The 26,191-nt window shown below is 71.2% G+C and carries 20 protein-coding genes and 1 tRNA gene; 11 read left to right on the top strand and 10 right to left on the bottom strand.

The features are described from left to right. Window positions 1-7: 7 nt before the first annotated feature. Window positions 8-1,420, bottom strand: coding sequence for a M1 family metallopeptidase (locus ACN20J_RS27510; protein WP_246575144.1), 1,413 nt, complete (start codon window positions 1,418-1,420; stop codon window positions 8-10). 37 nt (window positions 1,421-1,457) lie between these two features. Here ACN20J_RS27510 and ACN20J_RS27505 point away from each other — a divergent pair, with 37 nt between their 5' ends. Continuing rightward, window positions 1,458-1,958 (top strand): hypothetical protein, encoded by a 501-nt coding sequence (locus tag ACN20J_RS27505; protein WP_143639596.1) that lies wholly within the window; start codon window positions 1,458-1,460, stop codon window positions 1,956-1,958. A gap of 382 nt (window positions 1,959-2,340) precedes the next feature. Here ACN20J_RS27505 and ACN20J_RS27500 read toward each other — a convergent pair whose 3' ends face one another. Next, the gene (locus ACN20J_RS27500) at window positions 2,341-3,060 is read right to left on the bottom strand and encodes a pentapeptide repeat-containing protein (protein WP_372505593.1); all 720 of its coding nucleotides are present in this window, start codon (window positions 3,058-3,060) and stop codon (window positions 2,341-2,343) included. A 169-nt stretch (window positions 3,061-3,229) separates the two neighbouring features. Between ACN20J_RS27500 and ACN20J_RS27495 the strand changes: the two genes are divergently transcribed. Together ACN20J_RS27495 and ACN20J_RS27490 are read left to right on the top strand one after the other, a co-directional pair. Further along, complete coding sequence (locus tag ACN20J_RS27495; protein ID WP_190228925.1) at window positions 3,230-4,402, top strand: FAD-dependent oxidoreductase; 1,173 nt, start codon at window positions 3,230-3,232, stop codon at window positions 4,400-4,402. Window positions 4,403-4,490: 88 nt separating this feature from the next. Further along, window positions 4,491-5,474: a zinc-binding dehydrogenase gene (locus tag ACN20J_RS27490; RefSeq protein ID WP_190228924.1), complete on the top strand. Its 984-nt coding sequence runs from the start codon at window positions 4,491-4,493 to the stop codon at window positions 5,472-5,474. 49 nt (window positions 5,475-5,523) lie between these two features. On the opposite strand, the gene ACN20J_RS27485 is transcribed toward ACN20J_RS27490, so the two are convergent. Together ACN20J_RS27485 and ACN20J_RS27480 are read right to left on the bottom strand one after the other, a co-directional pair. Then, window positions 5,524-6,006: a GNAT family N-acetyltransferase gene (locus tag ACN20J_RS27485; RefSeq protein ID WP_190228923.1), complete on the bottom strand. Its 483-nt coding sequence runs from the start codon at window positions 6,004-6,006 to the stop codon at window positions 5,524-5,526. Between the two features lie 70 nt (window positions 6,007-6,076). After that, the gene (locus tag ACN20J_RS27480; RefSeq protein WP_419667020.1) at window positions 6,077-6,910 is read right to left on the bottom strand and encodes an aminoglycoside phosphotransferase family protein; all 834 of its coding nucleotides are present in this window, start codon (window positions 6,908-6,910) and stop codon (window positions 6,077-6,079) included. Between the two features lie 70 nt (window positions 6,911-6,980). Between ACN20J_RS27480 and ACN20J_RS27475 the strand changes: the two genes are divergently transcribed. Further along, window positions 6,981-8,447, top strand: coding sequence for an NAD(P)/FAD-dependent oxidoreductase (locus ACN20J_RS27475; protein WP_190228921.1), 1,467 nt, complete (start codon window positions 6,981-6,983; stop codon window positions 8,445-8,447). 15 nt (window positions 8,448-8,462) lie between these two features. Continuing rightward, window positions 8,463-9,194, top strand: a complete 732-nt coding sequence (locus tag ACN20J_RS27470) for an alpha/beta hydrolase (RefSeq protein ID WP_190228920.1) — start codon at window positions 8,463-8,465, stop codon at window positions 9,192-9,194. Here ACN20J_RS27470 and ACN20J_RS27465 read toward each other — a convergent pair. Beyond that, window positions 9,184-9,396, bottom strand: a complete 213-nt coding sequence (locus ACN20J_RS27465) for a hypothetical protein (RefSeq protein WP_190228919.1) — start codon at window positions 9,394-9,396, stop codon at window positions 9,184-9,186. The genes ACN20J_RS27470 and ACN20J_RS27465 overlap by 11 nt on opposite strands. Window positions 9,397-10,242: 846 nt before the next feature. On the opposite strand from ACN20J_RS27465, the gene ACN20J_RS27460 reads away from it, so the two are divergent. Then, window positions 10,243-11,661, top strand: a complete 1,419-nt coding sequence (locus ACN20J_RS27460) for a DMT family transporter (protein ID WP_419667019.1) — start codon at window positions 10,243-10,245, stop codon at window positions 11,659-11,661. Here ACN20J_RS27460 and ACN20J_RS27455 read toward each other — a convergent pair. Continuing rightward, window positions 11,658-14,618, bottom strand: coding sequence for an AAA family ATPase (locus tag ACN20J_RS27455; protein ID WP_419667018.1), 2,961 nt, complete (start codon window positions 14,616-14,618; stop codon window positions 11,658-11,660). The genes ACN20J_RS27460 and ACN20J_RS27455 overlap by 4 nt on opposite strands. Before the next feature lie 197 nt (window positions 14,619-14,815). On the opposite strand from ACN20J_RS27455, the gene ACN20J_RS27450 reads away from it, so the two are divergent. Continuing rightward, entirely contained in the window at window positions 14,816-17,785 is a 2,970-nt protein-coding gene (locus tag ACN20J_RS27450) for an AAA family ATPase (RefSeq protein ID WP_419667017.1), read from the top strand. 146 nt (window positions 17,786-17,931) lie between these two features. Then, window positions 17,932-18,573, top strand: coding sequence for a helix-turn-helix transcriptional regulator (locus ACN20J_RS27445; protein ID WP_189836802.1), 642 nt, complete (start codon window positions 17,932-17,934; stop codon window positions 18,571-18,573). A 24-nt stretch (window positions 18,574-18,597) separates the two neighbouring features. Here ACN20J_RS27445 and ACN20J_RS27440 read toward each other — a convergent pair. After that, window positions 18,598-18,674: transfer RNA gene (locus tag ACN20J_RS27440), tRNA-Thr, on the bottom strand. A 259-nt stretch (window positions 18,675-18,933) separates the two neighbouring features. On the opposite strand from ACN20J_RS27440, the gene ACN20J_RS27435 reads away from it, so the two are divergent. The 3 genes from ACN20J_RS27435 (at window position 18,934) to ACN20J_RS27425 (ending at window position 21,614) form a co-directional block, all read left to right on the top strand. Continuing rightward, the gene (locus ACN20J_RS27435; protein ID WP_189836792.1) at window positions 18,934-20,070 is read left to right on the top strand and encodes an ABC transporter ATP-binding protein; all 1,137 of its coding nucleotides are present in this window, start codon (window positions 18,934-18,936) and stop codon (window positions 20,068-20,070) included. A 197-nt stretch (window positions 20,071-20,267) separates the two neighbouring features. Then, window positions 20,268-20,750: a hypothetical protein gene (locus tag ACN20J_RS27430; protein WP_189836791.1), complete on the top strand. Its 483-nt coding sequence runs from the start codon at window positions 20,268-20,270 to the stop codon at window positions 20,748-20,750. A gap of 132 nt (window positions 20,751-20,882) precedes the next feature. Beyond that, window positions 20,883-21,614, top strand: a complete 732-nt coding sequence (locus tag ACN20J_RS27425; protein WP_143639575.1) for a nucleotidyltransferase family protein — start codon at window positions 20,883-20,885, stop codon at window positions 21,612-21,614. A 132-nt stretch (window positions 21,615-21,746) separates the two neighbouring features. On the opposite strand, the gene ACN20J_RS27420 is transcribed toward ACN20J_RS27425, so the two are convergent. The 3 genes from ACN20J_RS27420 to cysS all read right to left on the bottom strand — a co-directional run bounded on the left by ACN20J_RS27420 (window position 21,747) and on the right by cysS (window position 26,062). Beyond that, window positions 21,747-23,414, bottom strand: coding sequence for a DoxX family protein (locus ACN20J_RS27420; protein ID WP_246575142.1), 1,668 nt, complete (start codon window positions 23,412-23,414; stop codon window positions 21,747-21,749). A 171-nt stretch (window positions 23,415-23,585) separates the two neighbouring features. Next, window positions 23,586-24,542 carry a 23S rRNA (guanosine(2251)-2'-O)-methyltransferase RlmB gene (gene rlmB / locus ACN20J_RS27415; RefSeq protein ID WP_190228915.1) on the bottom strand — a complete coding sequence of 319 codons (957 nt, stop codon included), beginning with the start codon at window positions 24,540-24,542 and terminating at the stop codon, window positions 23,586-23,588. Window positions 24,543-24,664: 122 nt separating this feature from the next. Further along, window positions 24,665-26,062, bottom strand: coding sequence for a cysteine--tRNA ligase (gene cysS, locus ACN20J_RS27410; RefSeq protein ID WP_189836789.1), 1,398 nt, complete (start codon window positions 26,060-26,062; stop codon window positions 24,665-24,667). Between the last annotated feature and the right edge of the window lie 129 nt (window positions 26,063-26,191).

Below are 26,191 nucleotides of genomic sequence, written 5' to 3'. Positions count from 1 at the left end.
TCGACTCTCAGGGCTTGCCCGGCTTGCCGTCGCCGTAAAGCCAGTCCGCCCAGATCCGGGAGAAGTCCGTGTCCGGCGCCTTCTTCTCCACGTACGCCGTGAAGTCGTCCGTGTCGGCGTTGCCATGCCGACGGGTGGCGGCCCACCCCTGGACGATGTCGTAGAACCTGTCGTCACCGACCGCCTGCCGGATCTTGTGCAGAACCATCCCGCCCCGCTCGTACACGGGACTGTCGGAGATGCGATCCGCACCCGTCGGCTTCGCGGGCGGGAAGTCCCAGACGGCGTCGTTGTCTTCCTTGCTGTCGAAGTAGTCGCCCTCATACAGCGCATCGAAAACGTCCTGGACCGAGTCACCGCCGTGGTCCTCCGCCCACAGCCACTCGGCGTACGTGGCGAAGCCCTCGTTGAGCCACATGTCCCGCCAGGTCTTCGGGGTGACGGAGTTGCCGTACCACTGGTGGGCCAGCTCATGGACGAGCAGCTCGACACTCGGGGCGCCGGGGAACACGGGCCGGTTCTGCGTCTCCAGCGCATACCCGGCGTCGTCCTCCCGCTCGACGATGGCCCCCACCGACGAGAAGGGATACGCCCCGAAATTCAGCTCGGCCCACTTCATGACCTCGGGAATCCGGCCGAGCACCTCACGGCTCTCCTTGGCCTGACCGGGATCCACGGCCACGTACACCGGCAGCCCGTGCGGCCCCTTCGACCGCCGCACCTCGTACTCCCCCACGGCGACCGTCGCCACGTACGAAGCCATCGGCTCCCCCACGTGCCAGACGAACGTGGTCCGCCCCCGCTTGGTCACCTCACTCCGCAACTCCCCGTTCGACACGGCTTTCACCCCCTCGGGCACGGTGACCGTGATGTCGTACGTGGCCTTGTCGCTCGGGTGGTGATTGCCGGGGAACCAGGCCATCGACCCGGTCGGCTCCCCCAGCCCGAGGGCCCCGTCCTCCGTCCGCAGCCAGCCCTCCTCCGAACCGTCCGGATCGGTGATCGTCTGCGGCGAACCGGAGTAACGGACAACCGTGGTGAACGCGACCCCCTCATGGAGATCATCACGCGGCCGGACGACCAACTCCTGCCCCCCGCTGCGGTTGAAGCGCGCGGCCTCACCCGCCACCTCCACCGACTCGACCTTCATCCCCTTGAGATCGAGGTCGAACGCACTGAGGTCCTGCTCGGCCCGAGCGGTGATCTCCGCCGTCCCCACCAACCGCCGCGCCTTGGGGTCGTAGTCGAGGGTCAGCCCGTAGTGGGTGACGTCGTAGCCGCCGTTCCCCGCCTTCGGGAAGTACGGATCCCGCACCCCGGACGCACCCGCGGTCCCCCGCACCCCTCCGTCACAGCCGACGAGGGCGAGCACGAGCAGAACGGCGACGGTCGCTGGACCAACGGGCACAGATCGGGGCACGACGGTGATCCTAAGACGACGTGACACCATCACCCACGTGCTCGACATCGGCTACGCCCTCTCCGCCCGGTTCCCGGACCCCCCGCAGACCGACTACCGCCGCGCGGACGTCCACGCCCTCCGCCACGACCTCTTCTGCGGGGACGTCTACCTCGCCGACACGAAGGCGGACCGCGAGCTGTCCACAGGCTGGGGATGGGTGCCCGTACTCGACTTCGCGTGGGCCCTGTGCGACATCGTCGAGCAGCTCGACAAGGACCCCCTCGGCAGCCGCGCCTCCCGCCCCCAGCGCGCCGAACTCGACTTCACCGAGTCCACCGACCGCATGCTCTTCGAGCGCCGCTTCGGCTGGGTCGACATCGAGTCCGACTGGATGCCCGGCGACGAGCCCCCGCTCACCTTCTCCCACGCCGAACTCCGCCGCGAGGCCCGCGACTTCCTCCACGACCTCCTGGCGGACCTGACCGACCTCCACGAGGCGCTCCGCGAAAACCCGGCGATCTGGAGTCTTGAGGCCCGCTTCCCCAGGTTGCCCTGACTCAGCGTGCCTCCCCTGGGGGCTGCGCCCCCAGACCCCCCTCGTCGGCCTGAACGGCCTCGTCCTCAAACGCCGGACGGGCTGAGGGTGTGCACCCATGCCCAAAACGTGCCCACCGACACCCGAACCCAAATCCAAAACAAAAGCCGCCGACCGGACCACAACACAAGCCCTCCCCATCCGCCCCCGGAGACGAAATCGGGGACGGAATCGGGGACGGGGACGCACGTGAGCGGGTCGTGTCGGTGCGTCGAAGTTCGCCGCATAGGGCTCCTCCGTCAGGGGGCGAACGTCAATCCCACGGCCGTATACCCGGAACGCGGCGGACTCGACGTACCGGCACGGCCCGCGACCCGCTCCCGACCTCCACCGGCACACACACTCAAACCTCCACCCCCACCACCCGAACCCCCAGCTCCGCCGCGAACACCCCCGCCAGATCCATCAGCTGAGCCGGACTGATCACGGCCCCCGCCAACCGGTCGACCCCCCGCGCGAACCCAAGCTCGGCAGCCCGCCGCAGATCGACGTCCACGAGCGTCGCCCCACTGAGGTCCGCCCCCTTCAGCACGCAGTCCACGAACTCCACCCGCTCCAGCCGAGCACGCCCGAAGTCCGGCTCGACGAGCACACACCCCTCGAACACGACATCCCGAAGCCGGGCCTCCCGCAGATTCAGGTAGTCGATCTTCCCCCCACGCACAACGACCCGCTCCAGCACGGCCCCGTGCAACTGGACCCCACCCAGCCGAGCATCAACAACCTCCACATCCCGAAAGGTCGAAGACCCAAGATCCGTACCCACCCCCCGAATCCCGCTCAGCACGGAGTCCAGCACCCGTGCCCCCCGCAGCCGGGTCTCATCCACCGCACACCCCACCAGCGCACAGTCCATGAACCGCGCACCCCCACCGTCCTGCCCCACGAAGTCGACGTCACTGAACCGCAGCCCGTCATAGTCCCCGTCCGGCTCCAGCCCCCCACCCCCAAAGGGCTCAAGCGGCGGCAACCGCACCTCGGGCCGCCGAGCCCCCTTGACCCCCGCCTTCGCTGCCGCCTTCGCGCCCGCGCCCGCTCCCGCCTTCGCCACGTTCCTCACCATCCCCCCATCCTGCCCCCACCCACCGACAATCCCCCTGACCAGCCAAAACACCCCCGATGTCACATTCCGAACCCTCCGAAGAGTCATAGAGAAGAAGAAAAAGAAGAGGAACCGCCCAACGAACCCAGGCACCCGGAACACAGCCCCGGACCAGAGGAGACCCAAGCCCATGCACCGCATCACAGTCGTCGGCGGCGGCTTCGCCGGCCTCACCGCGGCCATCACCGCCGCAGAGGCAGGCGCCAAGGTCACCGTGTACGAAGCCCACCACACCCTCGGCGGCCGAGCCCGCACCACCGAGGGCCCGTACAGGACGAACGAGGGCCCCCACGCCCTCTACAAGGGCGGCCCCCACTGGACCTGGCTCAGCCAACGCAACCTGATCGGCGAACTCGCCCCGCTCCCACCCCTGGAGGCCGCCCGCCTACGCCTCCGCCACAAGGGCACACTCCGCCGCACCCCACCGTTCGCGATGCTCAAACTCCTCCGCCGCACAGCCCAACAGGCCCCCGTGGACCAGGATTTCAGGACCTGGGCCACGGACATCGCCGGCGAGGAAGGGGCGACCGCGGCGGCCCACTACTCCGCCGTCGCCCTCTTCCACCACGACCCGGGCGCCCTCTCCGCCGCGTTCGTACAGGAACGCCTTCGCCGAGCCACGAAGCTGCCCCCCGAGGCGCACTACCCCCGCGGCGGCTGGGCGAGCGTGATCGACAGGATGGCGGCCCGCGCCTGGAACCTCGGCGTACGAGTGGAAACCCTGGCCCGCGTCAGCGAACTCCCCACCGAGCACGGCCCGGTCATCGTCGCCACCTCCCTGGACGCGGCCCGCACCCTCCTCAGGGACAGCTCCCTGACGTGGACGAGCGGCCGGACGGCCCTGATCGACCTGGCGGTCCGTACCCGCAGGGGCGACGCGTTCGCCGTCTCCGACCTCGACGCACCGGGCTGGATCGAGCGGTTCACGGCCCAGGACCGCACGCTCGCCCCGGCCGGCGAACAACTCCTCCAGGGCCAGATCCCGATCGCCCCGCACGAGTCCCGCGCGAACGGCATCGCCCGCGCCGAGGAACTCCTCGACCTCGCCTTTCCGGCCTGGCGCGACCGAGTGACGTACCGCCGCGAGGCGCTCGCGAACGGCCGCACCGGCGCGGTGGACCTGCCCGGTACGAGCTGGCGCGACCGCCCCCGCATCGACCGGGGAAACGACGTCTACCTGGCGGGCGACCAGGTAGCGGCGCCGGGCGTGCTCTCCGAGGTGTCGTTCAACAGCGCGCTGGCAGCGGTGTCGCTGGCGCTGGGCAACCACACCAGGTCGAGTCTTGACCTGAAGCACGCTTGAGGTTGAAAGCTGATGGCAACGCACCCCCAAGCCGCACCGAGCCCCACCCCCAGAGCCCCTCCCCTCTCCTCCCCACCCAAGGATCCCCATGCAAGCCATCCGCCTCCACACCTTCGGCCCGGCCGAGAACCTCACGTACGAGCGAACGGACGCCCCCCGCCCCGCCCCCGGCCAGGTCCGTATCCAGGTCGCCGCCGCGGGCGTACACCTCCTGGACACGGCGATCCGGGCGGGCATCAAGGGCCCGCTCCCGGAGCTGCCCGCACTCCCCACGATCCCCGGCCGCGAGGTGGCCGGCACGGTCGAGTCCCTCGGCGAGAGCGTCGCGGCCCTCTGGCTGGGCAAGCGCGTGGTGGCCCACCTGGGCTTCAACCCGGGCGGCTACGCCGAACTGGCCGTCACGGACGTGGACCGCGTCCACGAGATCCCCGCGAACCTGGACTTCGCAGAGGCCGTGGCGATGATCGGCACGGGCCGTACGACGATGGGGATCGTCCAGTTCGCCGACCTGGCCCCGGACTCCGTGGCCGTCGTCCCCGCCGCGGCTGGCGGCATCGGCACGCTCCTCGTGCAGTACGCGAAGCACGCGGGCGCCACCGTGATCGGCCTGGCGGGAGGCCCCGAGAAGGTGGCACGGGTCGAGAAGAACGGCGCGGACCTGGCCGTCGACTACAAGGACCCGAACTGGCCGGACCAGGTGAGGCACTTCCTCGGCGACCGCAGGGCCACGATCGTCTTCGACGGCGTGGGCGGCGACACGGCCCGCAAATCGGTAGCCCTACTGACAGCTTCCAACGCCAAACACCTGGTCTTCGGCTGGTCGGGCGCGGGCCTGCACGACGGCACCCCGTACCTGGTCGAGGGAGTATCCGAATCGGTCCTGGGCCCCGTGATGATGCAGAGGACGGGCGGCCCCAACCCCATCCGCACCCTGGAACTCCGAGCCCTGTCCGAGGCCGCCGAGGGCCGCCTCACCCCGGCCGTCCAACGCTTCCCGCTCTCACAGGCGGCAGCCGCGCACCGGGCCCTGGAAACCCGCGCCACGATCGGCAAGGTGGTCCTGGAGCCGTAAGCCGCTCCCGACCTCCACCCCCTCCGACCCGCGCCCCAACCCCCGACGCTCAGCCCCCGCCGCCCCGCCCCAACTCCGCAAGCGCCCCGTCCGTCAGCCGATACACCGTCCACTCGTCCTGCGGCCGGGCCCCCAACGCCTCGTAGAAGTCGATGGACGGCTTGTTCCAGTTGAGCACGGACCATTCCAGCCGCTCGTACCCCCGCTCGACACAGATCCGTGCCAGCTCCCCGAGCAGCGCCTTCCCGTGGCCACCGCCCCGCGCCTGCGGCCGTACGTACAGGTCCTCCAGGTAGATGCCATGCACGCCGCGCCACGTCGAGAAGTTGAGGAACCACAGCGCGAACCCGACCGGCTCGCCGTCCGCCGACTCCGCGATGTGCGCGAACGCGGCCGGCAGCTCCCCGAAGAGCGCCTCGCGCAGCTGCTCCTCGGTGGCCCTGGCCTCATCCAACGCCTTCTCGTACTCGGCCAGTTCACGGACCAGGGAGTGGATCACGGGCACATCTGCGGGAGTCGCGGTACGAATCATGCGGGCAGGCTACGACGGCGCTGCCGCCACCCAAAAAGCATTTCCCGAGCGGTCGGCCGAGGTCGCCCCCTCAACGCCCAAGCAACCCCCGAGCAATGGCGACCTGCTCGTCGTCCAGCCCCTCCCCCTCCTCCACCTGCCACAACGAGTTCTGCAGCACCCGCCCGAGCGTCCAGGCCCGGGCCCGCTCCCGGTCAAGGCCCAGCGTCTCCGTCAGCAGATCGAAGCGCCGCGCCAACTGCCCCTCCTCACACCGGTTCCACAGCGCGGGCAACAGCTCGAACCCCGGGTCCCCCGCCAACGGCTTCGGATCGATGACGAGCCACGGTTCGCGCTCGGCGGCGAGGACGTTCTCGAAGTGCAGATCCCAGTGCAGCAGCCGGTCCCCAGGCTCGCTCGCGACCTCCCGCACGGCCGCCGCGCAGTCCTCCAGCAGCCGCCGGTCGCTCTCGGCCCCACCGTTCCCCTCAAGGGACTTGAGGACGGCAGGCAACCGCTCGAACATCCCCGCGACGACGCCGTCGAGCGTCCGCAGCTCCTCCGGTGCCGGCACGGCCGTGAGCCGGGCCAGCAGTTCCGCGAGGATCCGGGTGGCTTCCATCACATCCGTCACGGCGGCCAACGGCCGTCCCTCGTCGAGGCGTTCGAGCAGCAGCGTGCCCGTCTCCGCGTCGTCCTCCAGCAGCCGTACGACCCCGTCGCCGCCCCAGGTCCGCAGCGCGAGGCCCTCGCCGACGGTCTCGTCGTCCACGTCCTGGAGCTTCAGCGCAGCTCGCGTGCCGTCCTCGCGCACCACCGGCAGCACGACCGAGACCTGCCCGCTCATGGGCGTCCCCTCCTGCCGCAGCCCCCACCGCTCCAGGAACTCCTCGCCCCGCTCCAGCAGCCGCGCATACCGAACCATGACCATCACCTCACGTAACCATGGAATCCGAAGGAGACACCCGCCACCCGGAGAAGCTAACGTCCCGCGCATGAGCAGCACGGAGAACGCGGACCGCGCGACCGACACGGCACGCGCGGCGCACGCGCCCCGCACCGCCGACGGGCCCCGCACCGTAGTCAACGGCGGCATATCGTTCTGGTACGCGCAGGACGGACTCCCGGCGCCCCGTGAGCCCCTCCCCGGGGACGCGAGTGCCGATGTGGTGATCGTAGGTGGTGGCTACACGGGTTTGTGGACCGCGTACTACCTGAAGAAGGCCGCGCCCTTCCTGCGGATCACGGTCCTGGAGCAGCGGTTCTGCGGCTACGGGGCGTCCGGCCGCAACGGCGGCTGGCTCTACAACGGCATCGCGGGCCGCGACCGGTACGCGCGCCTGCACGGCCACGAGGCCGCCGTACGCCTCCAGGAGGCCATGAACGCCACGGTCGCCGAGGTCGTGCGGGTCACCGAGGAAGAGCACATCGACGCGGACGTGCACCGGGGCGGCGTACTCGAGGTCGCCTACACCCCGGCCCAGCTGGCCCGCCTGAAGGCTTTCCACGAGACGGAGCTCTCGTACGGGGAGAAGGACCGCGAGCTGTACGGCGCGCGCGAGACCGCCGAGCGGATCAAGGTCGCGGACGCCGTCGGCTCCACATGGACCCCGCACGGCGCCCGCCTGCACCCCGTCAAGCTGCTCAAGGGGCTGGCCGCGGCCGTCGAGGCGCTCGGCGTCACGATCCACGAGTCGACGCCGGTCACCGAGATCAGACCCAAGCACGCCGTCACGCCGTACGGCACGGTCCGCGCCCCCTACGTCCTGCGCTGCACGGAGGGCTTCACGGCCTCCCTGAAGGGCCAGCGGCGGACCTGGCTCCCCATGAACTCCTCGATGATCGCCACCGAGCCCCTCACCTCCGAGCAGTGGGAGTCGGTCGGCTGGGAGGGCCGCGAGACCCTCGGTGACATGGCGCACGCGTACATGTACGCGCAGCGCACCGCCGACGACCGCATCGCGCTGGGTGGCCGCGGGGTCCCGTACCGCTTCGGCTCACGCACGGACAACGACGGCCGTACGCAGGCATCGACGGTCCGCGCGCTGCGCGAGGTCCTGGTGCGTTTCTTTCCGCAACTGTCCGACGTCGCCGTGGCCCACGCCTGGTCGGGCGTCCTCGGTGTCCCGCGCGACTGGTGCGCCACGGTCACCCTCGACCGCTCGACGGGCCTCGGCTGGGCCGGCGGCTATGTGGGCTCGGGCGTCGCCACGGCCAACCTCGCCGCACGCACCCTCCGGGACCTGATCCAGCGGGATTCCGGCCAATCCGGGGCGACCGACCTCACCACCCTTCCCTGGGTCGAACACAAGGTCCGCAAGTGGGAACCGGAGCCTTTCCGCTGGCTCGGGGTACACGGCATGTACGCGACGTATCGAGCCGCCGACCGCCGCGAACTCACCACCCATGCCGCACAGTCGTCCCGGATCGCGCGTATCGCCGACCGGGTCGCGGGCCGCTGAGACAAGGGGAACCCCATGAGCACCGCAGTCATGGACACCGTCCGTTACTCCTCCGACGGTCAGCTCCTCGACATCCATCGTGCCGCCGCCGCGGACGCCCCGACGGTTCTGCTCTGGCACGGGCGCGGCCCGGCCGAGCGGGACGTCCTGGGCGCCCTGGCCGCGGAGGTGGCGCGCCTCGGCGCCACCGTCATAGTCCCCGACTGGCACCCGGACGCCGCGGACGGCGGACGCCCCCACCTCGAAGCGTCCCTCCGCTTCACCCGGGACTTCGTACGTGACCCGGCGAAGGTCGTCCTCGTCGGCTGGTCGCTCGGCGGCCGGGCCGCGATGGCCACGGCCCTGCGCCCCGACCCGCCGGAGGGCTGGCGCCCGGCCGCCGTGGTCGGCATCGCCGCCCGCTACAACCAGCCCGAGCCGCTGCTGGGCCTGCCCTCCCCGATGGCCGTCTGCGCCGCCGCCCCGCCGCTGCCCATCCATCTGGTGCACGGCACGGCGGACCGGGTCTGCGACTTCGCCAACGCCAAGGAGTTCCAGGCGGTCCTGGCCGCCTGCGGCCGTCCGGCGCCGCTCACGGTGCTCACCACGGACCACTCGGGCGCGGTCATGGCCGAGTACGCCTCCGAACTGGGCCGCTGCCGTCCCGCACACTCCGGATCCGCCCACCGCGAGGGCCTGCGCACGGCCCGCGTCATCGCGGAGGCGGCGGGCCTGCGCACACGGGAGGACCACCAGGTCAGCGGGTGACCCGGTCCCGGTCCCGGCCCCTCCGGGCGAGGTGAAGACCGGGGATCACCGGTTCACCGTCGGCCGACCGCACGGCCGCCCAGCCGCCGTCGAGTGCCGTGAACACGGCGACCTCGGCGGCGGCCGGCGTGCGCAGTACGTCCCCGGCGGGTGCGGGCGGCCGGGGCCTCCAGGGAGGGGCGGCACACCTCGTCAGCTCCACGACCGGCACACGTAGGCAGGGCCGACCGGCACACGTAGGCAGAGGGCCCTGTATCGGAAGGCAACGAAGGACCCGCACCACAGCTCGCGGCCACGGCATCTCTTCAGGATTGCCCGACGGGTCGCGCGCGATATCGCGGTATCGCGCCATCCGGCGGCCCGCCGCGCGACCGGCATTCCGGTCCGACCCCGGTCCGACACCAGGAGTCCTACGCGATGTCCGATCCCTCCGTCCGCCGCGCGGTGGGGTGTCGGCATCGACGCCAACGCGACCTGGGCATCGCTCAAAGCGGCGGCCTCGGCGGTCAATCGCCTACGGAGATGACCATCGCCGCCGAACACGTCCGCGCGCAATGTCCTTTGCCCGCCAGTCCGCTGCGCACTGCACAGACGGGCCGAATTCAGATCGCGGCGAGTGCGGGGCATGAACCGGGGCGATCTCTGAATTCCCGCTCCGGCGACGGCAGTTCCCCTCACTGGTGACGAGTCGGCGACCCCGGCCGTCCGTCTCCGAGCAACAAGTGCCTGAGCAGCGCAAACATCGCCGCGACCGGCATTACGGCCCCTCGGAGAACCGCCGCTGTTCCGGCCGGACAACCGCCCCGGGCAGCCATTTCCGCCGCCCATGAAGCGGCCATTGAGCGTCCATTCAGCGGCATTTGAGCGGTATTTGAGCGGCATTTGAACAAGGCGGGCGCCGCGCCGACCGTCCCCTACAGTCCGTAGCTCCAAGAGGCGGACCGATGGCTTCCCCATGACGAGCGCCGTCCGTTCCGCGACCCCCATGCTCGAATCGGAGTCAGTTCCGCGAGTGAAAACCAGAATCGATCCGCTTTCCATTGCCGCGATGGCGGTCGCCGTGGTTTCCATATCCGCCACCGCCCCGCTCACCGCCGCAGCCACCGCGTCGCCGCTCGCCATGGCGTTCTGGCGCAACGCCCTGGGCTTCGCCACCCTCGGGCCGTTCCTGCTGATCCTGCGCCGCCGCGAGGTGGTGCGCGTCGTACGCGGCGAACGCGGGCTGCTGCGCCGCGAGCAGTGGCGCCCCATGGTCTTCGGCTTCCTCGCGGCCACGGCACTCGCCCTCCATTTCGCGGCCTTCATGACGAGTACGCAGCTGACCTCGGTCGCCATGTCCACCGCGCTCGTCGCCACCCAGCCCGTCTGGCAGGCCCTCATCGCCGCGGGTCAGGGCGTCCGGGCATCCCGCAGGACATGGGCGGGGCTGACGCTCGCCGTGGTCGGAGCCGCCGCTGCCGCCGGTGTGGACATCCAGTCCGGCAGCCGTACGGCACTGCTGGGCGACCTGCTCGCCCTCGCCGGGGCCGTCGCCCAGGCCGGATACGCCGCCCTCAGCGAGAAGTCGCGGGCGGACGTCAGCACACCCCTGTACTCGACGGTCACCTCACTGGTCTGCGGACTCGAACTCCTCGCCGCCTGCTGGCTGTTCGACATCTCGCTCACCGGTTTCGACAGGACCACACAACTGTCCCTGCTCGGGCTGCTCATCCTCCCGCAGCTGCTGGGGCTCGGCGCGCTGAACTTCGTCCTCGGCAGGACATCGGCGACGACGATGAGCGTCCTTCTCCTGCTGGAGACCCCGGTGGCCGCGCTCATGGCGTGGTCGCTGATGGACCAGGGCGTCGCCGCCGCGACCGTCCCCGGGCTCCTGCTGATCATCATCGGCGTCACGGTGGTGGTGACGAGCGACAGCGGCGGAAAGCCCGCGCCCCGGGAGAACGACGTCCGCGGCCCGCACGAGCTCCGCCAGCAGGACGAACAGCGCCGGCAGGAGACGTATGGTCCCGGAGCACCCCCGGTCCCGGCCCACACCCCGCATCCGTATCCGCAGCCGTACCCGCATCCGTACCCGTCCCAACTTCCGCCCGGGGTCGGCGGATCCACCTTCGGAGAACCGGCGGACAACACACCGGCCCATGCCGTCGAGGCCTGGGCGGCCTTCGAGTCCGCCCGGCCGACAACACCACGACCGGCAACACCACGACCGCCAACGCCCCAGCTGACGACACCACGGCACGCACCGCTCCCGCCCAACGCCCGACGGGACCCCAGGGAACGCAGGGATCGCAGGGACCCCAGAGTCGACTGGGCACGCCGTCCCTATGACGAGAGCCCGACGATTCAGCTCAGCTATCACGGGGTGGGGGCGTTCGACACCATGTTCCTGGGCGGCCGAGCACCCGAGGAACAGAGGCGTCACCCGGAGGAACCGAGGCCGGGCTTCGAAGGCGCGCAGGGGAGCTAGTGGCCCGGCACCAGGCCCTGTCGCGCCAGGCTGCCGTCCAGCCAGGCCGCGGCCAGCTCCACCCGCGAACGGCAGCCCGTCCGCTGGAACAGCCGCGAAAGCCGCTGCTCCACGGTCTTCTCGCTGCACGCCAGCCGGGCGGCGATCTGCCGGTTGGTGGACCCGTCGCTCACCATGCCGATCAGCCGCACCTCGCGATCGTTCAGCCCCGCCCGGGCCGCACGGCGCCTGGGGATCGACACGTTCCGCCGCCGCGCCGCAGCGCCGAGCAGGCTGCGGACAGGCCGCCCCATGCCCAGCACATGCCCGCTCCGCATCGCCTCGTCCAGCCACGACTGGGGGTCGTCGCCGACTTCGGTCAGGCACTGGCAACAGTCCACGCTCAACGGCAGGTCGACCCGCCGCCGCACCAACCGGTACGCGGCCAGCGCGCTGTCCGCGTCGCCGTGCACCATCCCGCGGGCGACGAGCACAGCCTCGTACGTCATGGGCGAGGCGGCCTCCTCGTACAGCGCCTCCAACTCCTCCAGCGTCCGCCGCGTCGCCTCCGGGCTGTCGCCCCGCACGGTGATCGACAGCATCCGCAGCAGCACCCGGTCGAGGCCCGCGAGCAGTCCGCTCCCGCGCGCCCGCCGCACGTCGTGCCGGGCCGCTTCCAGGGCCCCTTCCACCGATGCCCCGTCCACCTGCCCCGACCAGTACCGGACGCCCAGCCGCGCACGGGCCACCAGCGGATGGCAGACCGAGTCCGGGATCAGGTCCAGCCACTCGCTCGCGCGTCCCAACTCCCCGCGCATCAGCTGGATCTCAGCCGCCAGCGCCCGGGCCGACTGTCCGACACCGGCCGCGCCGCCTGACCTGCCCCGCGTCTCGATCCGGCGGGCGCACGACAGGGCGCTGTCCCAGTCCCCCGTCAGGTAGTCGCGCACCATGGAGTGGTACCGGACGGCGGTGCTCTCCCCCGCCGCGACGTACCGCTGCTCACCGAGCACGGCCTCAAGAGCGCCCGCCAGATCACCGTACGCGGCGGCGTTCCGCAGCCGGTCCAGGGCCGCCTCACCGAGGGCGTCCGTCGGCATGTCCTGCCTGGCCCGCTCGAACTCGGCGCTGCTTCCTACGGCGGCAGCCACCAGCCGAACTTCCGCGGCCGACGGAACCGACCCTGAACCGGAGCCGGGGCCAGTACTGGAACTGGACTCCTTCGCGGCGGACCCCGGCCGGGATGTCATCGGCACGCTCGGACCGATCCCGTACCGTCCGCCGAGTGCCGCCAACTCCCTGCCGACGGGCACCCGTTCGAGCGCCGCACGGTATCGAGGGTCGGCGTCCTCGGCGTCCTCGGCGTACGGAGACCGGTGCTCGTGCAGCGCCGACAAGGCGCACGCCCGGGTAACCCATTCCAGACCGTCCCGGTCCCCCCGGCCCTCCCGCTCGCCCCGGTCGTCCCTGTCCCCCCGATCGTCGCGGTGCGGCACGTCGAGGCAGGCGAGCAGCGGCTCGGCGAGCGCCAGTACGCCGATGTGGTCGGAGTGCCCCAGACTCAGACCGGCGGACTCGTGGAGCACGCCGGGTGTTCTGGGGTCGTGCGGCGGCAGATGACGCAGCACCGAGTGGTAACTACGCACCGCCCAGGCCTGGTTGAACCTGACACTGCTGCCGGCCGCGGCCAACAGCAGCGGCACCGCGAGGGTGTCGTCCAGCGTCGCGCCGGCCGCCGCCACATGGCCGGCCAGCCGTGGCCGACGGGTCCCCGCCGCGGTGGCGCCCAGCCGATCCGTCACCAGCCTGGTGATCGCGGCGTGCAGCGACCGGACCTCGGCGCGGGCGGGCAGCGTCCGCAGCGCCGCCGCGAGCGCCGGAACGGCGAAGGTGATCCGGCCGTCCTCGCCGACCGTCACCACCCGGTCCGCGACCAGCCTGTCCACCGTACGGCCGACCGCTTCGAGCGGCCCGTCCGGCGACTGCGCGCGGTGCAGGTCCTCAAGCCGTACCTCGGCCCGGTCGACCAGAGCCGCGAGCACGGCCGCCGCCGCGACCGTGCCGGCGTCCGGTGACGCGTCCGGCCAGCAGAGGCGGCCCAGTTCCGCGGCGTCCGCCCTCAGCCGCAGCCCGCCCTCCGGCACGGTCAGGCACACCTGGCCGTCGAGTTCGAGCAGGCCGCCGCGTTCCTCCAGCGAGGCGAGCACCGAGAGCACGGCGGCCGGGCTGCCCGCCAGCGGACCCAGCGCAGCCAGCACCGCCGTCACCAGGTCGGGCTCGACGGGACGGCCCAGCCGCCGTACGACGAGCTCGCCGACCTCGGCCGACGACAGCGGCGGCAGTTCGAGCACCCGGTCGGCCGCGGCGGGCAGTTGGGCGGCGGTGACGTGCCCCGGGCTCATCGGCCGGCCGGCCATCACCACCGGCACGCCCGCCGGCCGGAACGTACGCAACAACAGGCCGAGCGCGGAGGCAGTCCGGGCCGGCATCCGCTCGGCGTTGTCGAGGATCAGGGCGAAGGGGACCTCACGGGCCGCGTCCGCCAGCACCTCGCCCAGGGTGGACAGCAGGGCCACCTCACCGCCGGGGCCGGTGGCCCGCGCCTGCACCCGGCGCACCGCGGCGATGCGCGCCGGGAGCCGGCCGTCATGGACCTTGGCGAGTACGCCGCAGACGGCATCCGTGAGAGCGGCGGTACCGCCCACCGGGTCCTCGCCGGATTCCCAGCCGAACCGCAGGACCCTGCCGCCCTCCTGGACCACGATCTGCCGCGCCTGTTCCACGACGGCGGTCTTGCCGGTTCCGGCACCGCCGGTGACGAGGAGGGTCCGGGCCTCGGCACCGGCGGTGCGTCCGGTGGCGCCTGCCGTGGTTCCTCCGGTGCTGCCTCCGATGGCGCCTCCGGTGGTGCGTAACGCCTCGGCCACGTCCTCGACTTCGCCATGTCTGCCGACGAGAGGTGAAGGGTGCTGCTGCACGACGACTCCCTGTTTTCCCGTTTCTCCATGCCGAACCGCTGTATGAGAATTGGAGTCGTCCAAATGACCGAACAAGCCAACTTCTTGTACCGGATTTGCCATGATTGCAGGCGCTGGACCGAGGCCCGTCCGTCGGGTCGGTCCGAGGCGGGCGCCGCCCGCCGGTACGGGATTCCTCGAAGGTCGCGGTGAACAGAGTGGCTGCTCGGACAGACACCGAGCTGGTCTTCGGCGGCACGGCCGCACGGTTCCACGGGCCCGACGGGCAACTGCTCGGCCGAACAGCCGAGTCGGACGAGACCGACGACCACCTCCGCGATCCGGCCGGGCCACGCCTGTTGCTCGTCCGCGGCGAACGGGGCATCGGACGCACCGTGTTCGCGCACGCCACCACCGAGCGACTGCGCGCGGGAGGGATCGCGGTCCTGCCGGTCGACTGCGTACCCGGCGACGCCGAACACCCTCAACTGCTGGCGCTGCGACTGGTCATGGCCCTGGAGGACCACCGGTCCACCGCGACGAAGCGCACGCCGACACGCAAGCCGGCCGCGGAGGCGCTCTCCGCGATGAAGCACGACGACCGGACGGCGATGGCCGAAGCACTCGCCGCCGCGCTGGCCCGGCCGACCCCCACGGTCGTACTCGTCGACGACGCCCACCACGCCGACGCCGAATCCCTCGCCCTGCTCGACGAGGTCGACTTCGACCGGGTCCCGCCCGGCATCCGACTGCTGCTCACGGCGGCCCGACACACCGCACCGGCCCGCCCGTCCCAGTCCCCATCCCCCGGCCCCAGCCTCCCCGGCCAGGCCATGGACCGCCTCGCCCACAACCGGGCGGCACACACGATCACCCTGCCGCGCCTCGGCCTCGAAGACTCCACCGCCATGGTGGCGCAGCGCCTGCGGTCGGCACCCGACGCCGACCTGATGCGGCGCCTCCACGAGTTGAGCCGCGGTATCCCCGGCGCCCTGGACGCCCTCCTCGCCGAATGGACGGCACAGGACGCGATACGCACCGCCGACGGCCAGGCCTTCCTCGGCACCGGTGCGCCGGTACCGCTGCTGCCCGACCACGACCGGTACGTAGCGGCGCTGCGGGCGCTGGAGGAACCCTGCGGGACCGTGGCCACGGCACTGAGCATCCTGTGGCCGCTCGGCCGGCCGGCCGAGGCCCTGGTCGCGTCATCGACCGGGCTGCCCGCCGATTCCGTGACCGAAGGCATCCGCACCCTGATCGACGAGGGCATCCTCGACGAACTGCCCGACCGGCCACGTACCCCCGCTTCCGCGCCACGCGGCTGGACGTTCCGCGTACCGCTGCTGGCCCACACCGTCCGGGAGCGACTCGGGCCGGTGAAACGCAGCCACCTGTCCGCGACCGCGGTGGAGGCGCTGTGGGCGGCCGGGCCCGCCCCACAGAACCAAACCCCACTCCCAACCCCACTCCCCACCCAACTCCCGGCCCCACTCCCGATCCCGCTCCTCGAAGAGGTGGACGCGCAGACCTACCTCCCCGACCGGATCGCCGACGCCGGATTCCTGGTCGACCGCGACCGCGCGGTGGAGGAACTGACGGCCGCCGCCCGCTCGCTGTACCCCGACCTCGAACGACGGGGAATGATGCGGTGGCACCTGGCAGCCGTCCGTCTCATCGAGGAGCAGTACGACCGCGACCTCGCCATCCTGCGGACCGGCCAGGCCGCCGCCGGCTGCGGCGACTTCCGTACGGCCCGGACGGCGGCCGAGTGGCTGGTGTGCGGCCCCGCCGAGGGCCTCGACCCACAGGCCGTCCACGAGGCCGCCACCCTGCTGGTGGCGTCGGCGGCGGCCGAACAGGACTGGCAGGCGCTGTCCCGCATGGGCACCGCACTCTGGTGGGAGGGACTGCCGCTGTCCGCCATGGCCACCGTCTCCGGCCGCGTCCAGGCACTGTGGCAGCTGGAGAAGTGGCAGGAGGCCCTGACCCTCATGCTGCAGACCGAACGCGTATGGCAGGCCACCCCGGGCAGCCGCGCGCTGCTGGAACTGTTCCGCAGGGTCGCGGAGTACGTACTGGGCCGCCCGGACCGGTTCACCCACGCACTGGCCCTGCCGGAGGAACCGGACCTGCCTCCGAGCAAGGCGTTCGCGTTCAACATCGCCACGTTCGACGTACTGCTCGGCATCGGCGACCTGCGAAGTGCGGCGAACCTGCTGTCCACCCGGAGGATGCGCCTCGAACTCCTCCCCCAGCACAACCGGTTCCTCTGGCACCACCTCAACGGACAGTGGGACGAGGCGCTCGCGCTGGCACGTCGGCTCCTGGTCAACGGCGGGGTCCTGAACGTGGTCCCCGGACACCATCTGCTCCCCGCCCGCACGGCGGCCATCCTCCTCGCCCAGGGACGCCCCACCAGCGCGGACCGCCTGATCAGCAGCGTGCGCGGGCAGGTGAACGGACCACTGGAACACGTCCTGGACCACGCCGAGGCCGAGGTGCGGCGAACCCTCGGCGACCTCGGCCGGGCCGAGCAACTCCTCCAGCACGGCCTGCGAGCGGCGGACGAACGCGGCTCCTTCTACGGCACCGACGAACTGCTGGCCTCACTCGCCGAGGTACACGCGGAAGCGGGACACCCGGACCGGGCGACGGCCTGCCTGGAACGCCTCGACCGGACGGCCGAGCAGATGAACAGCGGCCGGACCCGCCTCCTGCACCTGCTCACGTCGGGAAAGATCCTGGGCCCGGACGCCCCGGAGGCCCGCAAGCACCTGCACGAGGCGGTCGACCTGGCCCGCTCCCGCAGCCAGCCCTTCGAAACGGCGGTCACGCTCCTTGCCGCCGTACGCGCGAACGCGGCCCCGGCGACCCTGCTGCACGAGGCGTACGAACACTTCGGCGAGCTGGGTGCCACGCTGTGGCGCTTCCACACCAGGACCGCGATGCGCGAGGCCGGGCTGACCGTACCCGGCCGCCGACAGGCCACGGCGGAGAACGAAAACCTGCTGGCCACCCTGCTCGCCGAGGGACTCACCAACCGCCAGATCGCGGGCGCACTGCGGCTCAGCGAGGACGCGGTCGCCAACCGCCTGTCCCGGCTGTTCGCACGCACCGGAATGCGCTCCCGCACAGAGGTGGTCACAGCGGTACTCACAGGCACTCCGATGACGACGGCCCACCACTGACCCCACCCGTCATGCCCGCCCCACTCGTGCCAGATTTCCCCCTCCTTAACGGACGAGGGGCCTGTGGAAGCGGAACGAGGCAACCCCGCATGCCACCATCAACTCCTGAACGGCATGGACCACTTGGGTTCCCGAATGGGGGGCGAATGCCTCAGCAGGTACTCACAGACACCGTGCGCGTGGCGATCCACGCACCCGACGCCATCGTCCGCGCCGGACTGCTCAGTTATCTCCACAACGACCGCCGCATCCGCGAGGTCCCACCGGACAAGCTCCGCGAAGCGGACGTCATCGTCGTCACCGTGGACGTCGCCGACTCCTCCACCCTGGACCTGCTGCGCAGCCTGTGCGACAGACCGGACGCCCGGTTCGCCCTGGTGGTGGGCAAGGGATGGCACGCCGACGTCTCAGCCGCGGTCGACCGAGGCGTCCGCGCCGTCCTGTGGCGCGACTCCTTCAGCCAGGCGGCCTTCATCCGAACCCTGCACACCATCGCGGACGGCGGCGGAAGCCTCCCGCCCACCCTCCAGGGCACCCTGATGGAACAGGTCCGCTGGGCCCAACGCGAACTCCTCGCCCCCCGAGGCCTCACCGCATCCGGCATCAGCCCCCGCGAGGTCGACGTCCTCCGCCTGGTCGCCGAAGGCACAGAACTAGCCGAAATAGCGACAAAGCTCTCCTACTCGGAACGCACCGTCAAATACATCCTCTACGGCGTAATGAAGCGCCTACACCTCAGAAACCGCGCCCACGCGGTCTCCTACGCAATCCGAGCGGGCATCATCTGACCCACCACCGGACCGCCCTGCCAATGGAGCCCCCTGTCGGATTCGAACCGACGACCTACGCATTACAAGTGCGTTGCTCTGGCCATCTGAGCTAAGGAGGCGGGGCCCGCGCACGGGCGGGCCGGGTGCGTGCACGCAGGCACGCCCGTGCAGTGTACCCACGTCACAGCGGGCCCCTGTCGAAAATTTCCTCGAACTTCATCGCTCGCGGAGTACTGACAGAACGTGTGAACGCGAGGTAGCGTCCTGAACCAGTCCGCTCATGTGGACTACACCACTACGGACCGTTCCGTAGCGGTCACACCACCTTTACAACGGATCGTCCGGCACGTTCCTGCCGGTGAAGGGGGCCTACGACCCATGGCCACTGTCTCGTTCAACAAGGCGACCCGCATTTACCCGGGTGGCGACAAGCCCGCCGTCGACCAGCTCGAGCTCGACGTCGCGGATGGCGAGTTCCTCGTCCTCGTCGGTCCCTCCGGCTGCGGAAAGTCCACCTCCCTGCGGATGCTCGCGGGTCTCGAGGACGTGAACGCCGGCTCGATCCACATCGGTGACCGCGACGTCACGCACCTGCCGCCCAAGGACCGGGACATCGCCATGGTGTTCCAGAACTACGCGCTGTACCCGCACATGACGGTCGCCGACAACATGGGCTTCGCGCTCAAGATCGCCGGCATCAACAAGGCCGAGATCCGCCAGAAGGTGGAGGACGCGGCGAAGATCCTCGACCTCACCGACTACCTGGCCCGCAAGCCGAAGGCCCTCTCCGGTGGTCAGCGCCAGCGTGTCGCCATGGGTCGCGCCATCGTGCGTGAGCCGCAGGTCTTCCTCATGGACGAGCCGCTGTCGAACCTCGACGCCAAGCTCCGCGTCTCGACCCGTACGCAGATCGCGTCGCTGCAGCGCCGTCTCGGCATCACCACCGTCTACGTCACCCACGACCAGGTCGAGGCCATGACCATGGGCGACCGCGTGGCCGTGCTCAAGGACGGTCTGCTCCAGCAGGTCGACTCGCCGCGCAACATGTACGACCGCCCGGCGAACCTCTTCGTCGCCGGCTTCATCGGCTCCCCGGCGATGAACCTCGTCGAGGTCCCGATCACCGACGGCGGCGTGAAGTTCGGCAACAGCGTGGTGCCCGTCAACCGCGAGGCCCTCAAGACCGCCGCCGACAAGGGTGACACCACGGTCACCGTCGGTGTCCGTCCGGAGCACTTCGACATCGTCGAGCACAACGGCGCCGCTGCCGCCTCCCTGTCGAAGGACACCGAGGACGCCCCGGCCGGCCTCGCCGTCACCGTGAACGTCGTCGAGGAACTCGGCGCCGACGGCTACGTCTACGGCAGCGCCAAGGTCGGCGACGACCTCAAGGACCTGGTCGTCCGCGTCAGCGGCCGTGCGGTCCCGGAGAAGGGCGCCACGCTGCACGTCGTGCCGCGTCCGGGCGAGACCCACGTGTTCTCGACGTCCACGGGCGAGCGCCTCTCCGACTGACCGGAGATTTCACCCAGGTTGACGAAGAAGGCCCCGCAGGCTGCTGCGGGGCCTTCTTCGTTGTCGACAAATACCCCGGCAGAACGGGCATTTCGATACCCGTGCGTCAACATCAAACTCGAAAACGACGGTTTACCCGTCCCCCGAATTGATTACTAAATGTCGCCAAATCATCACCCCGCGCTACCCTCACTCGCGTGAAGCACTCCACTAACCACTCGACGCGACACGGCCGTGGTCCCGCCGGCCGACCGACACGGCACGGCCGCGGTCCGGCCCGCCGGATCGGCCGTACTCTCGCCCTCGTTCTGCCCGTCGTCCTGGTGCTCTCCGGGACGCTCGCGGTCACCCGAGTCAACTGGTCGGGAGACAGCTCCTCGACATCGGTGCTCGCCGCATCCGCCGAGGACGTCTCCCGACGCGCCCCGTCCCGCGCCCCGCAGGACGTGCTGCGCGACAAGCTCCTCCTCGAACTCCAGGAGAAGAACCCGGGCGTGGCCCTCACCCACCTCCAGGAGGCGGTGAACGGCCGTCCGTCGCTCGCCCAGCACTGTGCGTCCATCGCCCGCGCCCTGGGCCGCGCCGCCGTCCGCGCCTACGGCCCGACCCGAGCCCAGTCGTTCGCCCGCCCGGTCTGCGACACGTCCTTCGCCACGGGCGTGGCAGCCCAGCACACCTGAGCCCCGCACGGGGCCCCGTAAGGGGCGCGGGGAGCTGCGTGCTCAACCCCCACGGGCCCGCAGATCCCCACCCCGCGCACCCCGCAGCCGCCCACCCGCAAAACCCGCGGGGCGCCACGTACAGTTCGGGTCATGACCGATCCGAACGCCGCGTCGCGCCCCGTTCAAGCCGTCGTCCTGGCCGGCGGCCAGGGCTCCCGGCTGCGTCCCTACACCGACGACCGTCCCAAGCCGATGGTCGAGATTCCCGGCACCGGGACCCCGATCATCGGCCACCAGCTGGCCTGGCTCGCCGAGGAGGGCGTCACCGACGTCGTCGTCTCGTGCGGCCATCTCGCCGAGGTGCTCCAGCAGTGGCTGGACTCGGCCGAGCTGCCCGTCTCCGTGACCACCGTGGTCGAGACGGAGCCCCTGGGCCGCGGCGGCGGCCTCAAGTTCGCCGCCAAGCACCTGCCCCACCCGGACCGCCCCTGGTACGCGACGAACGGCGACATCTGGACCCGTTTCTCGCTGCGTGAGATGGCGGACTTCCACACCGAGCGCGACGCGGTGGCCACCCTCGCGCTGGCCCGCCCCCGCATCCCGTGGGGCGCCGTCGAGACCGACGACTTCGGCCACATCACGGACTTCATCGAGTCCCCGCCGACCGCGTACGGCATCAACGCGGGTGTGTACGTCTTCTCCCCCGAGTTCGCCGCCCTGCTGCCCGACCTCGGCGACCACGAGCGCTCCACGTTCCCCCGCCTGGCCCGCGAACGCCGCCTGGCCGGCTACCCGATCCCGCAGGGCGCCTACTGGCGCGCCATCGACACGGCGAAGGACCTCACAGAGGCCGCCAAGGAGCTGGCGGCGCTGGGTCGTTGAGGCGCTTACCTCGGTCCACGAACGCCGTACGTACGACGATGGGGCCCGGCACCTGATCGGTGCGGGCCCCATCGTCGTACGGTCCTTCGCCTCCGTACCGGCTCGGCCGTGCCGCCCTGTCGGCGGGCGGTGTCAGCCCAGCAGGCCGCCCACGAGTCCGGAGCCGCCGCCGGAGCCGGAGCCGCCACCGCTGCCGCCGCCCGTGCTTCCGCCGGAGCCGGAGCCGCCGCCGCTTCCCGAGCCGCCGCCCGAGCCAGTACCGCCGGTGGTGCCGCCCGAGGAGGACGGACCGGCGCTGGTGCTGGGGGCCTGCGGCGGGGCCGACTGCTGGGGCGGGGCCTGGCCTGAGCCCTGCGTCTGGCTGGGCTGTCCGGCACCGGCGCCCGCGGTCTCGCGGGCCGCGCCCGGTGTGGTCGCCGCGCCCGAGGGACTCGCGGAAGTGGCGCCCTGGGTGGGCGAGTTGGCCGCCGAGGGGCTCTCCTTGTGGCGGCGCTGGCCGGGCTCCTCCGGGAGCGGGGAGCCGGGCAGTTCGTTGCGCGGGGCCTCGCCGGGGCCGGGGACGACCACGCGGTCGGCGTCACGGACGGCGCCGCCGAGCAACGAGCCGATGAGCAGGGTGAGTCCGACGACGATGGTCGTGACGAGCGCACCCCGGCGCAGGACGCGGCTGCGCAGCTCCCAGATGTCGGCGCGCGGCCCGAGCGTGCGCCAGGCCTCGCCTGCGAGGCGGCCGTCGATGGAGTAGACGGGGGCGCCCGCGATGATCAGCGGGGACCAGGCGGCGAGGTAGATGATGTCCGGGGCGTCGTAGGCGGGGACGGACTTCCAGCTGACGGTGAGAAGCAGCGCCGCCGACAGCAGCGCGCCGACGACCGCGGCGACCCGCTGCCACAGGCCGAGCACGGTGAGGACGCCGACGATGACCTGGAAGAAGGCGATGAGGAGTCCGGCGCCGACGGGGTGCTCGAGGGCGAACTGGCGCAGTGGCTCGGCGAGTTCCCAGGGGTGCAGGGAGTTGAGCCACTTGACCATGGAGCCGCGCTTGCCGCCGTCGAAGTAGACGGGGTCGCAGAGCTTGCCCATGCCGGCGTAGATGGAGATGAAGCCGAGGAAGACGCGCAGCGGGAGCAGGACGACGCCGAGGTTCATCCGGCGGCCGGGGTAGTACCCATGGCGCACGGGGGCGGCACCGTGCCGCTTGAGCGCGCCGTCGTCCTCGTCCCGGTACTCGTCGGCGTCGTAGGAGTCGTCCTCGAACTCGCCGTCCGCGTACGGGCGTTCGTCGATCTCGTCGTAGGCGCTGCCCGCGCTGCGCATCTGCGGCAGGAGGCGGGTCTCGGGGCCGCGAACGGTCGGTGTCTCGACGGTGGCGTCGACGTCGAACCCGGGGGGTCCGCCCTCGCCGACGCGCGGGATGACCTGGGTCGCGCCGCCGTCGCCGGCGGGCGCCTGGGCGCCGTGCCGCAGACTCGTGCTCCGCACCGCCTGCAACAGCCGGGTGGCGCCGGTGTCGTCGGGGGCGGACTTCCCGCTCCAGACGACGGGCGCGCGGCGGCGGGTGCCTGCGGTGGTTCCGACGACGGGGATGCGCGCGGTGTCCTCGCCCGAGCTCAAGTGCCGCGCGGCGCGCGGGGACTGGGCCCGCGGGGCGGCGTTCAGCTGCACGCGGAAGCTCGCATGATTGACGATGACCTGCGCCGGATCGCTCGGCACCTTCACCATGCTCAGCGCGGGAGCGTCGTCGAATCCCAACGAGCGGTCCCCCGTGGGTGTGCGGGGTGTTCTGGTGTCCACACTCATCTAACCGAGTGACGTGTGTTTAGGACACTGCTTTGACCGGCCCGATCTGTCCGGACCCCGTCAAGATCAACGAGCCCGCGTCCAGGGCCGCCCCGCAAGGGGCGCGGGGAGCCGGGCGACCGGCCCCCGCGCACCGCGGATCACGACGACCCGGCGTCGGCCGAGCCCGTACTAGGCCCGCTTGCGCGAGGCCTCGTACAGCACAACTCCTGCGGCCACACCCGCGTTCAGCGACTCCGTGCCACCCGGCATGGGGATGCGGACCCTGAAGTCGCAGGTCTCACCGACGAGTCGGGAGAGGCCCTTGCCCTCGCTGCCGACGACGATGACGACGGGACCGCCGAGGGCCTCCAGGTCACCGACCTCGGCCTCCCCGTCGGCGGCGAGACCGACCACGACGAGACCGGCCTTCTTGTACGCCTCGAGCGCCCGGGTCAGGTTGGACGCGCGGGCGACGGGCGTACGGGCGGCGGCGCCCGCGGACGTCTTCCACGCACCGGCGGTCATGCCGGCCGCCCGGCGCTCGGGCACGACGACACCGTGACCGCCGAACGCGGAGACGGACCGGACGACGGCACCGAGGTTGCGCGGGTCGGTCACGCCGTCGAGCGCGACGATCAGCGGGTCCACGCCCTCGTCGTACGCGGCGGACGCGAGGTCCTCCGGGTGCGCGTACTCGTACGGCGGGACCTGGAGGACGAGCCCCTGGTGGTTGAGGCCGTTGGTCATGCGGTCGAGCTCGGGGCGGGGGGCCTCCATGAGGTGGATGCCGCCGCGGTCCGCGGCGAGCTGGAGCGCCTCGCGCACCCGCTCGTCGTTGTCGATGAACTGCTGGACGTAGAGCATCGACGCCGGGACGCCCTCGCGCAGCGCCTCGACGACGGAGTTGCGTCCGACGACCATCTCGGATGTGCCCTTGCCGCCCCGGCCGCCGCGCGGCGACGGGCGGCGTACGGTCTGCTTCGCGTTGGCCTTGGCGACGGCGTTGGCGATGCGGTTCTTCTTGTGCTTCTTGCGCGCTTCGGCGGGCGGGGTCGGGCCCTTGCCTTCCAGGCCCCGGCGTCGCTGGCCGCCACTGCCGACCTGCGCGCCCTTCTTGCCGGACATGCGGCGGTTGTTAGCGGCCATGACCTACCTGTCTGTGTGAAGGCGTACGTGCGTACGTCTGTCGTGTATGCGTCTGTGAAATGTCGTGCGTCTACGAGTGTGCCGCCCGGACACCCGAGCGGCACAATCGATCAAGGAAATGCTCAGCGCGGGCCGAGTGTCCAGCGCGGTCCCTGGGGGCCGTCCTCGATCACGAGCCCGGACTGGTTGAGCTGGTCGCGGATGGCGTCGGCGGTGGCCCAGTCCTTACGGGTGCGGGCGGACTCGCGCTGCTGCAGCACCAGCCGTACGAGCGTGTCGACGACTCCGTGCAGATCCTCGCCGCGGTCGCTCTCGCCCGCCCAGTGCGGGTCGAGCGGGTCGAGTCCGAGGACGCCGAGCATGGCGCGGACCTCGGCCAGCCGTGCGACCGCCGCTTCCTTGTCGTCGGCGGCCAGCGCGCTGTTGCCCTGGCGGACCGTGGTGTGCACGACGGCGAGGGCCCCCGGGACGCCCAGGTCGTCGTCCATCGCCTCGGCGAAGGCCGGCGGGACCTCGGCCGCGGGCTCGACGGCTCCGGTCTTCTCCACCACCCGCTGCACGAAGCCCTCGATCCGCGCGAACGCGGACTCGGCCTCGCGCAGTGCTTCCTCGCTGTACTCGATGGTGGAGCGGTAGTGCGGGGTGCCGAGGTAGTAGCGCAGCACGATGGGCCGCCACGCCTTGACCATCTCGCTCACGAGTACGGAGTTGCCGAGCGACTTGGACATCTTCTCGCCGCTCATGGTGACCCACGAGTTGTGCACCCAGTAGTGCGCGAACTCGTCGCCGAAGCCCCTGGCCTGGGCGATCTCGTTCTCGTGGTGCGGGAAGATCAGGTCGATGCCGCCGCCGTGGATGTCGAAGACGGGGCCCAGGTACTTGTGGGCCATGGCGCTGCACTCCAGGTGCCAGCCGGGCCGGCCCCGGCCCCAGGGCGTCTCCCAGCTCGGCTCGCCGGGCTTGACGGCCTTCCACATCGCGAAGTCCCGCGGGTCCCGCTTCCCGGTCTCGCCGTCCTCGGCGGGCTGGCGCAGCTCGTCCAGGTCCTGGTTGGACAGCGACAGATAGCCGGGCAGGGAGCGCACGTCGAAGTACACGTTCCCCTCGGCCTCGTACGCGTGCCCGCGCTCGATGAGCGTGCGCATCATCTCGACCATCTCGGTGATGTGGCCGGTGGCGCGCGGCTCGTACGTCGGCGGGAGGCAGCCCAGTGCCGTGTAGCCGTCGTTGAACGCCCGCTCGTTCTCGTAACCGATCGACCACCAGGGCCTGTTCTGCTCGGCGGCCTTCCTGATGATCTTGTCGTCGATGTCGGTGACGTTCCGGATGAACGTCACGTCGTAGCCGCGGTGCTCGAACCAGCGGCGCATGATGTCGAAGTTGAGGCCGGACCTGATGTGCCCGATGTGCGGGGCCGCCTGCACGGTGGCGCCACAGAGGTAGATCGAGACACAACCCGGCGTGATCGGGGTGAAGTCACGGATCTGCCGGGCACTGGTGTCGTACAGGCGAATAGTCACCCCTCCAGGGTAGTGGGCGACGACCAGTGCCCCGAGACCCTTCCGACACATGGCTCACGATTCGTGACATCAGCTCCGCGACGGTCCCGCCCGAGCCTTTTCTCGCCCCCGCCGCCCCTACCCATTCCC

The organism is Streptomyces sp. 2-1 (genome assembly GCF_048564895.1).
Lineage (GTDB): Bacteria > Actinomycetota > Actinomycetes > Streptomycetales > Streptomycetaceae > Streptomyces > Streptomyces phaeochromogenes.
This window is presented reverse-complemented; position numbering and strand designations above follow the sequence as displayed.

Excerpts from the sequence above, each read along its gene's own strand:
- ACN20J_RS27500 (WP_372505593.1), bottom strand. The coding sequence starts at position 3,060 with ATGGTGAGGAACGTGGCGAAGGCGGGAGCGGGCGCGGGCGCGAAGGCG.
- ACN20J_RS27495 (WP_190228925.1), top strand. The coding sequence starts at position 3,230 with ATGCACCGCATCACAGTCGTCGGCGGCGGCTTCGCCGGCCTCACCGCG.
- ACN20J_RS27490 (WP_190228924.1), top strand. The coding sequence starts at position 4,491 with ATGCAAGCCATCCGCCTCCACACCTTCGGCCCGGCCGAGAACCTCACG.
- ACN20J_RS27485 (WP_190228923.1), bottom strand. The coding sequence starts at position 6,006 with ATGATTCGTACCGCGACTCCCGCAGATGTGCCCGTGATCCACTCCCTG.
- ACN20J_RS27480 (WP_419667020.1), bottom strand. The coding sequence starts at position 6,910 with ATGGTTCGGTATGCGCGGCTGCTGGAGCGGGGCGAGGAGTTCCTGGAG.
- ACN20J_RS27475 (WP_190228921.1), top strand. The coding sequence starts at position 6,981 with ATGAGCAGCACGGAGAACGCGGACCGCGCGACCGACACGGCACGCGCG.
- ACN20J_RS27470 (WP_190228920.1), top strand. The coding sequence starts at position 8,463 with ATGAGCACCGCAGTCATGGACACCGTCCGTTACTCCTCCGACGGTCAG.
- ACN20J_RS27460 (WP_419667019.1), top strand. The coding sequence starts at position 10,243 with ATGGCGGTCGCCGTGGTTTCCATATCCGCCACCGCCCCGCTCACCGCC.
- ACN20J_RS27445 (WP_189836802.1), top strand. The coding sequence starts at position 17,932 with ATGCCTCAGCAGGTACTCACAGACACCGTGCGCGTGGCGATCCACGCA.
- ACN20J_RS27435 (WP_189836792.1), top strand. The coding sequence starts at position 18,934 with ATGGCCACTGTCTCGTTCAACAAGGCGACCCGCATTTACCCGGGTGGC.
- ACN20J_RS27425 (WP_143639575.1), top strand. The coding sequence starts at position 20,883 with ATGACCGATCCGAACGCCGCGTCGCGCCCCGTTCAAGCCGTCGTCCTG.
- ACN20J_RS27420 (WP_246575142.1), bottom strand. The coding sequence starts at position 23,414 with ATGAGTGTGGACACCAGAACACCCCGCACACCCACGGGGGACCGCTCG.
- rlmB (WP_190228915.1), bottom strand. The coding sequence starts at position 24,542 with ATGGCCGCTAACAACCGCCGCATGTCCGGCAAGAAGGGCGCGCAGGTC.